Here is a 14,741-nt window from a genome sequence, read left to right as displayed (position 1 = left end):
GCCAACACGGCCCTCGGCCTCTTGAGCAAATGTCGAGAATGTCTGACGAGCAATCGCCGTCGGCGGCGCTGATGAGCGCGGCTCATCGCGCCGTCGTGTCAATTCCGAACCACTTCAGAGAAATGGACTCAAGCATTCCATCCTCCCGAAGTCGATCGATGGCTCCCTTCAGTTCGGCAGCGAACTCTGGATCGCCCTTCTCAATGGCGATTGCGGTCGGCGTATAGAGCAGCGGCTGACCGATAATCTTGATCGGACGACCCCTGCCGATCTCACTCATGAGTGTGGACAGCGAGTCCACAATGCCATCCAGTTCTACACCATTGCCCTTTGCGAGCGACTCGTAGCCACCTTCGCTTGTCTCGAACGGCACGACGACAGGCCGGTCAATCTGATATTTGATCGGCGGAATATCAAGGATATCGAATGGCTCGCGGGTCAGATATTTTTCATATTCGGAGGACCTCACCGCTCCGATTCTCTTCCCGCTCGCGTCGGCAGGCGTTCGAATTGTCGTGTTGTCACGATGTACCGCCAGCGAACCAAGGCCGAAGGCATAAACGGCAGGAAAGTCCAGTTTTTCCGCGCGCTGTTTCGTTGGGGTTACGCTCGGAGAGACGTCCCATGCGCCCTGCCACCTTCCAGATATAACGGCGGAAAATTCCGCCACCTCAAAACGGACTTCGACGCCAAGCCGCCGTGCAACTCCCGTCAGGACGTCGACATCAAATCCATCGAAGCTGCCGTCATCCTTGCGCCAGGAGAAGGGTGGCCACGCCGGATCTACCGCTACCACCAGAACCGCTTTTTGCCTGACTCGATCGAGGACGGGGCCAGCAGAGCCGGGCATTGACAATGCACATAAGAGAAGCAACGAAACCGTTGCAATTGACATCCGCGACAGCATCGACACGATCTCGTTCCTTTTTGATTGGTCTTCCGGGGATTCACCCGGTTTCGCCAGGTCCATTAGACAAGTTGTTGGAGCGTTGTCCGCTGACCAATACCGCTCTTTTGAGTGATGCCACGAGCTCCTCGACGCGCAATGGCTTGCTGAGGTAATCATCCATCCCTGCATCCAGATATCGCTCGCGGTCGCCCGCCATCGCATTGGCAGTGAGAGCTACGATGTAAGGTTGGCGTTGCTCGCGGGAACCGGATGCACGGATCAGCCTTGTCGCCTCGACGCCATCCATATCCGGCATCTCGATGTCCATCAGAATGATGTCATGCCGCCCTTCGGCATATGAGGAAATTGCCGACTGTCCGTCTCCCGCCAGCTCCGCCCTGTAACCTAGTCGCTCGAGCACCTTGAAGCCCAGCTTTCGATTGGTGGCGTTGTCATCAACCAGCAGGATGCGAAGCGGAAACTTGGCTGCCATCGCGCTGTCAAGAACAGGACTCTTCGGCTGATCGGGTTTGGCGAAGCGCGTGGGAGCCCCGGCAAAGACCGCCATGAAAGCATTAAGAAGAGGCGATGGCTTGATCGGCTTGGAAAGCATCGCCGCGAAGTTGACTCCTTCCATCTCCATCTTCTTCTGTTCGGAGATGGGTACCATTGAGCTCAGCAACACCAGCGGAATGCTGCCTTTGTCACCGAGTGCGCGTATTCCCCTCGCCAGTTCAATGCCGTCCATATCGGGCATGTTCATATCGAGCACGATGACATCAAAGGTTTCGCCGTCTGCAATCATGCGAATGGCGTCAGAAGGGGACCCGGTTGCATACGGAATCATGCCCCAGGCCTGCGCCTGCAGGGACATTATGCGGCGGTTCGTTGCATTATCGTCGACAAACAGCAGTCTCCGGCCGGTCAGTTCAACCTTGGCCAGCGACATCTGAGCCCGTTTGGGAGCCGGGGCAGTTGGAGCGCGGATCGTGAAGAAGAAGGTTGTGCCCGTGCCCTCGACGCTTTCCACCCACACCTCGCCTCCCATGAGTTCTACGAGGCGCTTGCTGATCGCGAGGCCAAGTCCGGTCCCGCCGTAGCGCCGGGTCGTCGATGCATCGACCTGGCTGAACGACTTGAACAAGCGGTCCATTCGATCCTTGGGTATGCCGATCCCCGTGTCCCGCACCGCGAACTGCAACATGCACGGGGCCGCCTGATCTTGGCTTTGTGACCCACCCGTCTCTGCGGCTCCGAGTGAAACCTTCATTGCTGAAAGTACAATTTCTCCCCGGTCGGTGAACTTGACGGCATTGTTGAGGAGATTGATTAGAACTTGCCGCAACCTGGTATTGTCCGCGACAATTCCTTCGGGGGTTCCGGGTTCCACCACATACCCCAAGTCCAGCCCCTTCTCCGCTGTTTTTGGGGCGATCAGGTCAATCGCACTCTCAAGGCATTCGCGCAGTTCAAACGGCTTGGGATCAAGCTCCAGCTTGCCGGCTTCAACCTTTGAGAAGTCCAGTATGTCATTGATGATCGTCAGAAGTGCCTCTGCGCTGCTGTTGATCGTCTCGCCGATTTCCCGTTGCTCCTGGTCGAGCTTGGTGGAGAGCAGCAAGTTGCTCATGCCGATAACGCCGTTCATGGGCGTGCGGATTTCGTGGCTCATGGTAGCTAGGAAGGTGCTCTTGGCCTCATTGGCGGCCTCGGCGGCTTCCTTGGCCTGCTGTAGCGCTAGCGACAGCTGCTTGAGCTCGGTGAACAGCTGTGCGTTATGAAGCGCAGCACCTGCATTGGCGGCGATAGTCGAAAGCAAGCGAAGCGAGTTGTCGTTGAACATGCCCTCCCGCGCTGTGCTTTGCACGCTGATCACACCCATGGTGCCAAGCCCTGTCTTGATCGGAACGCCCAGATAGGAAAGGGCATCCCTGCCGACGGGAGTCGCTCCGATTTCGACGCTGCGCTCGTTTACGTCCTGGTTGATGAGCAGCGGCTCGCCGGTCTCGATGATCTTGCTTGTCAGACCTTCGCCGAGGGTGAGAGTGGTGAAAGACTCGCCGAATTGGTAAGGAAAATGAATGAGGTTGGTTTTCGGGTCGAGCAGCGCCACATACACGATGTCGGCCTGAAAAATATCGCGCATCTGGTTGCCGATCAGCCGGATGGTGCTATCGAATTCGGCTTCCGCGATGAGCGCCTCGCTGACCTTGCTGATCGCACCCAGCTCGGCTGCCCGATCCTCGGTTTCCTTGAGCAAGCGCTGAGTTTCGTCGAACAGGCGGGCATTGGCGATGGCCACGCCCATATTGGACGCCAGCGTCTGCAACAGGCGCAAATGACCATTATTGAAGGCGCTGGCCTGATAACTCTGTACGCTGAGGACGCCTATAGTCTTGTTACCGGCGCTGATTGGCACGCCAATATAAGAGGCAGTTCTGTCTTCTTCTTTTGGGAAATATGCGCCTAACTCCCTTCCCTCCGCTGAGGTACGAAAAACCAAGGGTTTGCCTGTTATTATTACCTTAGAAGTTACTCCTATGCCCATCGGAAATGGATCAATAGACACATATTTATCTCTATAGTATGCGAATGGAACACGTATTAGGTTCGACGCATCATCATGCAATAGTATTTCTGCCACCTCAGTTCCGAAGATTTCACGAACCTTGTCTCCCACGAGGCGAACGATAGTCTCAACATTCAACGATTTCGCCATCGATTCACTTACGCTATTTAGAATAGCCAGTTCCGCGGCCCGATCCTCTGTCTCCTTGAGAAGGCGTTGGGTCTCATCGAAAAGGCGCGCGTTGGCAATCGCAACGCCCATGCTGGTTGAGAGCCCCTGCAGCAAATGCATTTGAGCTTCATTGAAGGCGTTCTTCTCGTAACTTTGCACGCTGACGACGCCCAGAGTCTTGTCGGCTGCGATGATCGGAACGCCCAGATAGGATTCCGTTTCGTCCTCTTCCGTCGGCGCAAGAGCGCCCAACTCATCGGCGCGATCGTTTGAGCCGATAACGAGCGGTTCGCCGGACAGGATGATTTTCGAGGTCAGACCCTCGCCCATCGCAAATGGCTCAGGCTGTCGATACCCATTGTAATAAGCATAGGGGACGGTGATCAGATCGGACTTGTCATCGTGTAAAAGGATTTCTGCGACTTCAACGCTGAATATTTCGCGCAGCTTGTCTCCCACAATGCGGGTTACTGTCTCCACATTGAGCGTCTTCGCCATCGCCTCGCCGACGGAATTGAGAATAGCGAGCTCCTTCACGCGCCGATTGATTTCCTGCGCATAATAGACAAAGGCCCGAGCTAGATCCGATATCTCGTCGTTGCCTTTTGTTAGCGTCTCCAATTTCGCAGGAGGGCTCGTTTCCAGCATGGCGAGGCTCAACTTGCGAATGCGGCCGACGACCGACGCCTGCAAGTAACCAGCAATGAGTATGGCTCCAACCACCGCCAGGACGGCAATCAACGAGAGGACCCGGGCACGCGCCGTCAGCCGGCCGTCAAGTGCGCTGCGTTGATGGTCAACATCTTGAGCAATCTCTTGAGAAATGACGTCGGCGGCCGCAACCAGCTTGCCGGAGAAAAGCTCGTTGTCAGCCAACTGGCCGCGAATATCATCGAACAAGCGGAATAGTCTGCCCTTCAGTTCCACCACGCCCCGGGGGCCCAGCAAGGCCTCTTCAAACTGCCTTGCCAAATTGGGGTCTGCCGTAGCCAGCAAGGAAATCCTTGGCCGCAGTTCATTCGCCATAGTCTGCAGCTCTTCAGGTTTGCCCGCCGTAGCAAGCCCAAGGGCCGTCGCAGTCACCTCATTCGTGAGGGCACCATGCAGGGCTAGGACGCCGTCGGCCTTTCCAGATACGGCGATGCGAAAGATACGCTGGAGCAACCCCTCCAACGCATCTTCGGTTGCAGCACGGTCGTAGAGTGTGGTGGCAAGCGTATCGAGATTCCGGAACAGTCCCGCCGTCGTCTCTTCAATCTCCGAGAGGTCCTTGCTTGTCTGCGACTTGAGTTTGCCGGTCAGCTCCTGAAGTTTTGACTGCTCCTTGAAACTGAGGAGCGAGAAGTTGAGCAAGGCATCCTGCTCCAGCCCTTTTGCGTACAGCGATGGCGCCAGGCGTGTGATTGCTTGGGCGCGCTGCCGCAGCTCGGCGGCGGTCTGGATGGCCTCGACTTGGACGTCGGCCACCGAGTCGAAGCTTTGCCGCAATTCGTTGAAGGATTGGACAGCGATGACGCTGATCGCACCGACCATTAGAGCGAGAGCGACAAGACCTATCATCGCCCGGGCGGCAAGACCATGCCAGGGACGATGGGGCCGCTTGCCGTCGCTCGCTTCGCTCATATATCCCGCCCACGCCGCTATCGTGCGTCCCAGCGGCACACCTTGTATCCCAATCTGGAGCCGCCGGGGGAATTCGTCAATCAGGCCGTGCTTCGGGCCCACTGGCGGAGTACGCGGGCGATAGGCTCGCCACGCGTCACTCGCCGAATTGCTTTGGACGCAAAGCGCCTACGATGGTCAGCAACGGTCACACCGCGACGATGCGCACGCCCAATCTAACTGTCCGCTCGTGAAGTGTCGTAGACCGAAGCTGCCGGTCTGTTCTCGGCCCCGAAGCGGCGTCGCCCTTAGGAGGCACACTCGGTGCGGGGCTTCTTGTCGGCGGTGGTCAAGAAGAAGCTTGGCCTGAACCTCATCAGCGATGTCGGCAAAGATGGCGTTCGCCGCTACCGCATCGATGACAGCGCGAAGGGCGCCCGAGCGTGATGCGGGCAAAGCTCAACATCGAAACAGAGGTCGCCGCCTTGGGCGACCTCTCCCGCGAGGATCTCGCAGCCCAATGGGAGAAGATCTACAGATGCTCGCCACCGAAAGGTGTCAGGCGTGAGCTTCTGATCAGGGCAGCAGCCTGGCATCTTCAGGCAAAACGTCTCGGTGGATTTTCCACCGAGACGCGTCGCATGCTCAGGTCCGCCATAGACCGGGTCGAGAAGAAGGTCGCCGACCGTGACAGGCAACCTAGCGTTGGCACTGACGACATCAAGGTGACTGCCGCTCCAAAGCGCAAACAAGTTTTGCCAGGCGCACGGTTGGTCCGTGACTGGAAAGGCAAGACCCACATCGTCGACGTGCTCGAGGATGGCTTCGTCTTTGAGGCCAAGGTTATCCCTCGCTATCGTCGATCGCGCGCAAGATCACCGGCGCGCATTGGTCCGGTCCGAGGTTCTTTGGCTTATGAGCAGCAACGCGACACGTCGCCTGCGCTGCGCGGTCTACACTCGTAAATCGAGCGAGGAAGGCCTCGATCAGGAATTCAACTCGCTCGACGCCCAGCGCGAGGCCTGTGTGGCGTTCATTACCTCACAGGTCGGCCTTGGCTGGAAGCTCGTCCCTGATCGTTATGACGATGGTGGCATCTCAGGTGGAACGATGGAGCGCCCCGCTCTGCAGCGGCTGCTTCAAGACATTCGCGACAAAAAGATTGATGTAGTGGTCGTCTATAAGATCGACCGCCTCACCCGCTCGCTGATGGACTTTTCGAAGATCGTCGAGATCTTCGATGCCAGCTCGGCGTCATTCGTCTCTGTGACCCAGCAGTTCAACACCACCACATCGATGGGCAGGCTGACGCTAAACGTGCTTCTGTCCTTTGCGCAGTTCGAGCGCGAGGTCACAGCCGAGCGCATCCGCGACAAAATCGCGGCATCGAAGAAGAAGGGCATGTGGATGGGCGGTGTCGTGCCGCTCGGCTATCGCGTGGAGCATCGCAAGCTAGTCATCGACGACGGCGAGGCGAAGATCGTTCGGCATCTCTTCAAGCGCTACCTTGTGCTGAAGTCAGTGCGCGACCTTGCTGACGAAAGCGGCGCGGGACAGTCTCACGACGCGCACCCGCGAGCGCCAGGATGGGACCCTTGCTGTGACGATGCCGTTCGGCCGCGGCAATCTTTATCACCTGCTCTCGAATCCCATCTACATAGGCAAGATCAAGCACAAGGACCAGGTCCACGACGGCGAGCACGAGCCGATCATCGCAGGCCCGGTGTTCGAAGAGGCGCTGGCGCTCCTGGCGTCTCAAGCACCACGCCGGAGGAGCAAATCGAACGTCACTCAGCCGCACCTTCTCACCGGACTTCTCTTTGACGAACATGGCGAGAAACTTCGATCGGTGCATGCCAACAAGCGAGTCGTTCGCTATCGCTACTATGTCTCAAAACAGTTTGTTGATCAGCGGCGCCGCAGCTCCGACGGATGGCGTCTTCCTGCCGATGCAGTTGAATCAGTCGTTGAGCTTCAGCTGAATCGTATTCTCAGCGATCACAGCCAAATCGCTGATTTGATTCGGCGTTGGGGAGGTCCCGGCGAGATCAATACGCGATGAGCCGCGCGGCTGAAGTCAGGACTGCCTGGAGCTTCGAGACTGCCGACGCTAAGCGATCGCTTTTTCAGAAACTCGCTCGCCGCATCGCACTTGGTCAGAAGGCATTGACCGTCGACATTGATTGCCGGGCACTATCCGAACATCTGCTCGATAGGGCTTTGCCATCCGACGGCGGCGCTGAAACGCTGTCGATCACATGCCCATTTGAAATCAAGCGACGCGGCGTAGAGATGCGCATCGTACTAACCGATCCCTCGTCCAACGGCTCGGAGCCGGATGCAGCGTTGATCGACGTGGTCTATCGCTCTCAGCTTTATCTCCATCAACTCACCGATGGCTCGGGTCGAAGCCTGACGGAGATCGCCAGCTTGAACGCGACCACCGTCTCTGAGGTGAGCAGGCTGCTGCCGCTGGCGTTTCTCTCGCCGAAGATCGTGTCGAAGATTATCGCCGGCATCCAGCCAGTCGAACTCACAGCCCATGGGCTGTCGCGCCTGTCCCGCCTTCCCCTCGCATGGTCCGATCAATCTGCCCTCCTCGGCTTCTGATTCCGACCATCGCCCGAGCATCGCTTTTCCAAACAGTTGGCTACGCAAATGGGGCTGCAGAGACGAAGGTCCGAAATCGAGGCATTCTAGGCCCAGACGGGGTTGTCTCAGCCAAGCGTTGCCGCAAGTGCGCCGGTAACCTACGGAAATGTCGACACTATTCTGAGATGGTCGAAAACGCGCCAGAACTGGCAGACTGAATGGTGGGCCCGGAGGGTCATCGTTTTCGACGGGAAAACAATACGTTAGCGGCTGGTTCGCCAACCCATTTCCTTCGTATGCTCTCTTATGCTCTGGCGAACCCACGGATCAGGAGGACTAGTTTCAATGCGACCGGTATCTTCCCTTAAGCCACAAGAAAGCGGCGATGATTGCTTGTTGACCAAAGGGGCCGCAAACGGACTGTCGGCTTTCGGGCTATTTGGTTGAGAAGCTGACCTTGCATCACGACCGCGAACCTGGTGACGCAACTCAAGGCCGGCGGCGACACATATAGCAACAGCCCGTTCGTGTTGGTGTTTGCCGGCATGGGGTCGGTCGCTGTACGGCGATGGACGTTTAGCGTTGCAAGTAGGATGGTTGCGGGGACAGGATTTTTGAGCCTGTGAGCCTGCTTGCGAAGTCCGGTCAACAGACGAACTCGGTTGCAAGGAGTATTGGCGGTAGTCCTCTGACGACCCATCCCCAGAATGGAACTTCGATCACGTTTGCACCATTGCGGATCGAGACGCCCGGCGTCCTTGTTGTGCACGCACAATTCGAGCGGAGGCCGCAATGCAGAAGGTACGAAAAATTACGAGAACCCCAGTCGGCCTCTGATTGTGGAATGGTCTGGTGACGGCGTTGGGCCGCAAGCGGATTGGCGAGTTCTGGCGTAGAAGGCAAAAAGCAGACGTTCAGATCGCAAGCGTCATGGCGGAAGCCGACGCAAGGACGGGAGCTGCAAAAGGTGATGCGAATGCCCGAGGTTGCGGAAAAACCAGGCGCGAACCCACCAATGCTGTGAGTACGCGCCCTGGTTAGGCCTACCCCAACAAACGGTCAGTAATCCCAGAAGACCGGCACCCAACGAAAGACGTCGCCGTCGACCGCCACATGGCCTACCGAGGGGAACGGCATGTGAGTGGCCACCAGCAGCTCTCCGGTCTCCGCCAGCTCCCGCAAAAGTCGCGCCCGAACCCGAGCTGCCTCCTCGGGGTCGTGCTCGAAGCCGTTGTACCAGTCGGGATGTTCGAAACCGACCGCGAACACGGCGTCGCCAGCAAACATCAGTCGGTCTTTGCCGGACGCGACGCGCACTATGCTATGCCCAGGAGTGTGACCGCCCGTTCGAGAGACGACCACGCCCGGCGCCACCTCGTATTCCTCATCGAACAGGTGCAGCTTGCTCTCGTACTCTTTCCTGAACCGCTTGGCGGTTGCACGAAGCGCGTCCGGGAACCCTGGCGGCATGGAGACGTGGGAGAAATCGGGCGACTCCCAGAACTTGACCTCGGCGGCCGCCACGTGGATCCGCAGGTCCGGACGCAGCCGCTCTTTCACCCCATCCACGAGCAGGCCGCCAACGTGGTCCATGTGCATGTGGGTAAGCACCATGTCGGTCACGGATCCAAGATCGATGCCGGCTGCCTCCAGTCGCTTGATCAACTGCCCGGCCCGCGGCAAGTTCAACTCCGGGTCCAATCCTAGCCCAGCATCGATGAGTATGGTCTGCCCGCCGCTGCGCACCACGACCGCGTTCAACGCCCAGTCGAAAGCGTCCGGCGGCAGGAACATGTCCTTCAGCCAGGCCGCATGCACGGCAGGGTCGGCGTTGTATCCCAACATGTTGGTTGGAAGCGGTAGCACCCCATCGCTGACCACCAGCACTTCGATCTCGCCGACTCGCACCGCATAGCGAGACGGAACCAGCTCTTCTGATCCCGTTTTTTGGGGGTGTGAGGTTTTGTCTAGCATCATGTTTATCTCCTGCTGACCGCCGCTTACACGCGGCATCGACGACGTACATCCAGGCGTGTTTGCGGTCGATTGTGTCGAGGGAGAGGGCAAGCCACACCACGGGATAGGTTGCGGGGCATCGAAATAAAGGACCGACGTGTCCTGAACGGCATCTTTTGCCGGCGAGTGGCGACCCGCTAAGACAAGGCTCGCTACTTACTGTCAGCGTCTCTTCACCCTGACTGCTTGAACCCTCACTCGGGCGGTCTAACAGCCTTATCCACAACGCAGGGTCGGCCACAGCTTATGGATTTCCATGAGGTGCGGCCGAGGGCATAGCCGGTTAAGCTGGCAAGCCAAATCGCCACCCAGATCCAAGGATGAGTGCTACACAAGGCGCTGACGGTCTCCGGCTTTCTTTTATCCCGGGAGGAGAAGACAATGACGACAGCGTTTAGGTCCATTGGCGAAATCGACTCCGAAGCATTGCGAGCCGCTCGGATCATCGAAGGCGTGGTCGGCAACGCGTGGGCGACGGACGCCTCGGGCAATTTCACCTACGTGACGTCAAGCGCGCTGACGCTTCTCGGCACAACGCTAGAGGAACTCAATTCGCCTTCGGACGACGGCACGGTCGGTTGGAAGCGCCTAATCCATCCCGACGATTACGACGCCGCCGTCACAATGTGGCGTCGATGCCTGCAAACAGGTGACCATTACAATATGGGGCATCGCATATTGCGCGCTAGCGGTGCTTACGGTTGGAGCAGGAGCTCGGGGCAGCCGCTGCGCGACAGCACAGGTCGCATCGTTGCATGGTATGGTGCGCTGATTGACGGTGATGTCCCGTCCGCGGCCAAGGAACAATTCGCGGACGTCATCAGTGACGCGCTCGAAAGCAAAGCCGTTTCCGATGCTCCGCATTCGCTGAGCCTTGTCCATCCGGATGACCGGACTGCCGCAGCTCACGCTGCCGCCCGCGCCTTCTGGACGGGCGTTCCACAGGTGACGAGACATCGGCAACTCCAGGCCGACGGTAGTTATCGCTGGAACGAGACGCGGTCAGAACCAGGCTACAGTGTGAGTGTCGACATCGACGATCTGGTGACGGATAGGGAGCCACTCGCCCCGGCAGGATTGGACCCGTCGGTAGAAGGCGAGGCTGAACCAATTCGATCGGCGAAGGTCGTCGAGAGCATATTCGGGAACGGATGGGCATTCGACGTGGCCGGCAGATGGATTTACCTGCACCCGTTTGCACAGAATTCTCTTGGGGTGACGTTGGAGGAACTGAACGCGTCTTTGGACGAGGGGCATACCGCCTGGAAGCGGCTGCTTCATCCGGACGACTATGAGCAGATCGCAGCCACATGGCGCCACTGCCTGGAGACAGGCGATCACTTCAATGTCGAGTTTCGCTTTCGGCGCGCGAGCGGCATCTATGTCTGGGCTCGAGCAGCCGCGCGGCCAGCACACGACAGCCGCGGTCGTGTCGTGGGATGGTATGGCATTGCACTCGACAATGACGTCTACAAAAAGACCGTGGCGGCGCTGCGTGGCCGGGAGCGGGAACTTTCTCAGCTCGTCGACATGGTCCCGGTCCAGATCAGGCGTCTGACACCCCAAGGTGAGCCGATCTTCTTCAATAAACGCTTGCTCGACTTCTTCGGACTGAACGACGTGGCGCAGTTGGACCGGCCGGGAATGAGCCGGATGGCGGCAGCCATACAGTCTCTCGTCCATCCGGAAGATGGCGCCCGCCTTTTGGAAAGGCTCCATCATTCCTTGGCTACCGGCGAGCCCCACTCGATGAAGTATCGCATGCGTCGAGCGGACGGCGCCTACCGCTGGGTGGATGGTCGCTGGGAGCCGCTTCGTGACCATAGCGGCGCGATCGTACAATGGTATGCAATTTCCATCGATATCGACGATGAGATGCGCGCCCAGGAAGCGCTGCGTCTCCGCGAACGCGAGCTCTCGCAACTTGTCGATATGGTGCCGAGCTTCCTCTGGCGCCTGTCTGCGTCGGGCGAGCCGGTCTTCTTCAGCAAGCGAATGGTCGAGTTTCTCGGTCTCGACGTGGGAGAATACCGGAGTGCGGGAGGAAATGGTCGGACAGCTGCCATAGCGGCTGTCGCACATCCCGAAGATACGGCCAAGCTGGAAGCAGCGCTTAATCACTCCTTGATCACCGGCGAGAGCTTCTCGCTGAACTATCGCCTGCGTCGCGCGGATGGCGTCTATCGCTGGATGTCGAGCCGTGCGGAGCCGATGCGGAACGAGGAGGGATCCGTCGTACAGTGGTACGGGTTGTCACACGACATCGATGATCAGGTGCGGGCCGAGGAAGCGCTGCGGAGCAGCAAACGCCAGCTGGAACAGATGATTGACGCCGTGCCCCTGAATATCCTGAGCTTCGGCCCTTCAGGTAAGATCACCTACACCAGCAAGCGATATCTGGAGAAGGTCGGTTCGCCACCCACGCACATCGAGGACTTCGACGCCCTGGCTCGGGACCTGGCCCACCCTGAAGACTTTCCGACAATGTTCCGGAGGGCATCGAATGGCTTTGCGACCGGCCAGCCTTTCGTGAACCGGTTTCGTCGTCGCGAGAAGGATGGCGCCTACCGCTGGATAGAAGCGCGCGCGCAACCGTTACGGGATGCCGATGGCACGATCGTGCAATGGTATATGGCTTCAATCGACATCGAAGACGAGATGCGCGCGCACGAGGCGCTGCGCGACCGGGAGCGGGAGCTGCGGCAGTTAATCGACGCCGTGCCCGCTCTCATCTGGAGCACAACGCCCGAAGGAACGCCGTCCTACATTAACAAGCCGCTCATGGATACGGTTGGCATCACCCTGGAAGACTTGACCGCGCCGGACGGGTCGCGATCCCTGGCGGATGTACATCCGGATGACAGGCCGGTGGTAGAGCAGGCGCTCGCGCGCTCGTTCGAGACTGGTACCGCCTTCGCAAGGACCTATCGACAGCGGCGGTCAGATGGTGGCTACCGGTGGACCGACGCACGCGCGGAGCCGCTTCGCGACGAGTTCGGCGGCATCGTCCAGTGGTACGGCGCTTGTGTCGACATCCACGATTTGGTTACCGCGCAGGTGGCGCTGCGCGAGAGAGAACGTTCGCTGTGGCAGCTGGTTGAAACGCTGCCGGTAATGATCGATTGCGCCGCGCCGAACGGCGAACCGATATATCGCAGCCGTCAGCTCCGCGAATTCCTCGGATATGAGTTGGAGTCATTGGACGGCAAGGGAAAATCCCGCCTGGCCGGCACACTCGACGACGGTGTTCATCCTGACGACCTGGCGGGCGTCAAAGCGAACTATGCCCATTCTTTGGCCACTGGCGAACCGTATGCGCGGAGGCACCGTCTGCGGCGCTTCGATGGCGAATATTGCTGGGTCGATACGCGCGCGGCACCGATGCGCAACGCTGAAGGTGCGATTGTTCAGTGGAACGTCGTCTGTCTGGACATCGATGGTGAAGTTCGAGCGCATGAAGAGCTGCGTCTGGCGCAAGAGAGACTTGCACGTGCGAGCCAGGCGGCGAGTCTTGCCGAGCTTTCGGCCTCAATCGCCCATGAGGTGAACCAGCCTCTGGCGGCTGTTGTCGCCAACTCGTACGCCTGCCAGCGCTGGCTCACGGCCAAACCGCCAAATATCGAGCGGGCGCAGAAGACGGTGGAGCGCATTATCCGGGATGCCAACTCGGCGGCGGATGTCGTCAGCCGCATCCGCGCCTTGTTCAAGCGGTCTGCGGACGCGATGGCCTACACAACGCTCGGCAGCGTTATCGCGGAGGCGCGCGACCTCATCGCTGAAGAGGCGGTGCGGCGTCGAGTTCGTATGGACATCGATGTCGAAAGCGACCTTCCCATTGTCGCGCTCGATCGGGTGCAGATCCAGCAGGTTTTGGTGAACCTCATCCGCAATGGCATGGATACGATGGACTCTGTTGCGGGCGACAGGGTTCTTGCACTTCGCGCGCGCCGGATAGGGGACGCGATCCAGATCGAAATCAGCGATTGCGGCCCGGGCATAGAATTTCCTGACCGAATATTCGAGCCGTTCTTTACGACGAAAGAGCACGGCATGGGCATGGGGCTCGCGATCTGCCGTTCCATCGTCGAGTCGCACGGCGGACGGTTGTGGGTGGAGAAGAACGAGCCGCACGGAACGACGTTCGTCTTCACGATGCCGGTCGAAATGAAGGCGGCAGCATGACGACCCACAATCACATCGTCTTCATCGTCGATGACGACGTCCGTATCCGTGAAGCGCTTGGTGAGCTTCTGGAGTCGCATGGTATGCGCGCCATCGCGTTCGGATCGGCCGGCGACTATGTCCTGGCGGACAAGCCGGACGTCCCCGCCTGTCTCATCCTCGATGTGGAATTGCCGGACATCAACGGCCTCGATCTGCAGAGGCAGATCGCCGAAGGAGATCATCCGCCGATCGTCTTCATAACAGGGCACGGCGACATCCCATCCTCGGTGCGCGCGATCAAGCATGGTGCCGTGGACTTCCTGACAAAGCCTTTTCGCGACGCGGACCTCATGGCCGCAATCCAGACGGCGATCGCCCAGGATCGGGAAAAGCGATCAGAGCGGGCCGAACTCACCATGTTGAGGCAACGCTATCTAGAGCTCACGCCACGCGAGCGCGAGGTGCTGCCGCTCGTCGTGAGTGGCCTACTCAACAAACAGGCCGCGGCTGAGTTGGGGATCAGCGAAGTCACGCTGCAGATCCATAGAAGGAACGTGATGCAGAAAATGATGGCGGCGTCCCTCGCCGATCTCGTGCGCATAGCGGAACGACTGGAGATACCGATTACCCACTCTCGACGAACGGGAGGGAACTGAGTGTGAGCACGGTGCGACCTGTCGTGGCGGTTGTCGACGACGATCCGAGAGTCCTCGAGTCTCTGGAGGACCTGCTGGAATC

At 58.9% G+C, this 14,741-nt stretch carries 9 protein-coding genes and 2 pseudogenes; 8 read left to right on the top strand and 3 right to left on the bottom strand.

Annotated features, from left to right (window positions below; all coding sequences use genetic code 11):
- Positions 1 to 82: 82 nt before the first annotated feature.
- Together EOA28_RS01510 and EOA28_RS01505 are read right to left on the bottom strand one after the other, a co-directional pair.
- On the bottom strand, positions 83 to 907 hold the full coding sequence (locus tag EOA28_RS01510; protein WP_245463481.1) for a transporter substrate-binding domain-containing protein: 825 nt from the start codon (positions 905 to 907) through the stop codon (positions 83 to 85).
- 40 nt (positions 908 to 947) lie between these two features.
- Entirely contained in the window at positions 948 to 5,252 is a 4,305-nt protein-coding gene (locus tag EOA28_RS01505) for a GAF domain-containing protein (protein ID WP_128314468.1), read from the bottom strand.
- 303 nt (positions 5,253 to 5,555) lie between these two features.
- Between EOA28_RS01505 and EOA28_RS01500 the strand changes: the two genes are divergently transcribed.
- The 6 genes and pseudogenes from EOA28_RS01500 to EOA28_RS39890 all read left to right on the top strand — a co-directional run bounded on the left by EOA28_RS01500 (position 5,556) and on the right by EOA28_RS39890 (position 7,841).
- The gene (locus tag EOA28_RS01500) at positions 5,556 to 5,678 is read left to right on the top strand and encodes a hypothetical protein (RefSeq protein ID WP_127249902.1); all 123 of its coding nucleotides are present in this window, start codon (positions 5,556 to 5,558) and stop codon (positions 5,676 to 5,678) included.
- Positions 5,678 to 6,013: pseudogene (locus tag EOA28_RS01495) on the top strand (DUF2924 domain-containing protein); the annotation flags it as partial. The gene EOA28_RS01500 and the pseudogene EOA28_RS01495, both read left to right, overlap by 1 nt.
- Positions 6,014 to 6,093: 80 nt before the next feature.
- Complete coding sequence (locus tag EOA28_RS41070) at positions 6,094 to 6,150, top strand: hypothetical protein (protein WP_348628714.1); 57 nt, start codon at positions 6,094 to 6,096, stop codon at positions 6,148 to 6,150.
- Positions 6,147 to 6,578, top strand: a pseudogene (locus EOA28_RS41065) (recombinase family protein); the annotation flags it as partial. The gene EOA28_RS41070 and the pseudogene EOA28_RS41065, both read left to right, overlap by 4 nt.
- Positions 6,579 to 6,837: 259 nt before the next feature.
- Positions 6,838 to 7,293 carry a hypothetical protein gene (locus EOA28_RS41060; RefSeq protein ID WP_348527540.1) on the top strand — a complete coding sequence of 152 codons (456 nt, stop codon included), beginning with the start codon at positions 6,838 to 6,840 and terminating at the stop codon, positions 7,291 to 7,293.
- Complete coding sequence (locus EOA28_RS39890) at positions 7,290 to 7,841, top strand: hypothetical protein (protein ID WP_245463168.1); 552 nt, start codon at positions 7,290 to 7,292, stop codon at positions 7,839 to 7,841. Before EOA28_RS41060 ends, EOA28_RS39890 begins: the two co-directional genes overlap by 4 nt.
- 1,041 nt (positions 7,842 to 8,882) lie before the next feature.
- Here the strand turns inward: EOA28_RS39890 and EOA28_RS01485 are convergent.
- Positions 8,883 to 9,800, bottom strand: coding sequence for an MBL fold metallo-hydrolase (locus tag EOA28_RS01485; RefSeq protein WP_245463167.1), 918 nt, complete (start codon positions 9,798 to 9,800; stop codon positions 8,883 to 8,885).
- Positions 9,801 to 10,220: 420 nt separating this feature from the next.
- Here EOA28_RS01485 and EOA28_RS01480 point away from each other — a divergent pair, with 420 nt between their 5' ends.
- Complete coding sequence (locus EOA28_RS01480) at positions 10,221 to 14,021, top strand: PAS domain-containing protein (RefSeq protein WP_128314466.1); 3,801 nt, start codon at positions 10,221 to 10,223, stop codon at positions 14,019 to 14,021.
- Positions 14,018 to 14,659 (top strand): response regulator, encoded by a 642-nt coding sequence (locus EOA28_RS01475; RefSeq protein ID WP_128314465.1) that lies wholly within the window; start codon positions 14,018 to 14,020, stop codon positions 14,657 to 14,659. The genes EOA28_RS01480 and EOA28_RS01475 overlap by 4 nt, the downstream gene beginning before the upstream one ends.
- Positions 14,660 to 14,741 lie beyond the last annotated feature (82 nt).

Origin of the sequence: Mesorhizobium sp. M2A.F.Ca.ET.067.02.1.1, from assembly GCF_004023285.1 — a bacterium.
GTDB lineage: Bacteria > Pseudomonadota > Alphaproteobacteria > Rhizobiales > Rhizobiaceae > Mesorhizobium.
Note: the sequence above shows the minus strand (reverse complement) of the source record. Positions and strands in the feature narration are given on the sequence as shown.

Coding starts and splice junctions, on each gene's coding strand:
- EOA28_RS01510 (WP_245463481.1), bottom strand. CDS start 907: ATGCTGTCGCGGATGTCAATTGCAACGGTTTCGTTGCTTCTCTTATGT.
- EOA28_RS01505 (WP_128314468.1), bottom strand. CDS start 5,252: ATGAGCGAAGCGAGCGACGGCAAGCGGCCCCATCGTCCCTGGCATGGT.
- EOA28_RS41060 (WP_348527540.1), top strand. CDS start 6,838: ATGCCGTTCGGCCGCGGCAATCTTTATCACCTGCTCTCGAATCCCATC.
- EOA28_RS39890 (WP_245463168.1), top strand. CDS start 7,290: ATGAGCCGCGCGGCTGAAGTCAGGACTGCCTGGAGCTTCGAGACTGCC.
- EOA28_RS01485 (WP_245463167.1), bottom strand. CDS start 9,800: ATGATGCTAGACAAAACCTCACACCCCCAAAAAACGGGATCAGAAGAG.
- EOA28_RS01480 (WP_128314466.1), top strand. CDS start 10,221: ATGACGACAGCGTTTAGGTCCATTGGCGAAATCGACTCCGAAGCATTG.
- EOA28_RS01475 (WP_128314465.1), top strand. CDS start 14,018: ATGACGACCCACAATCACATCGTCTTCATCGTCGATGACGACGTCCGT.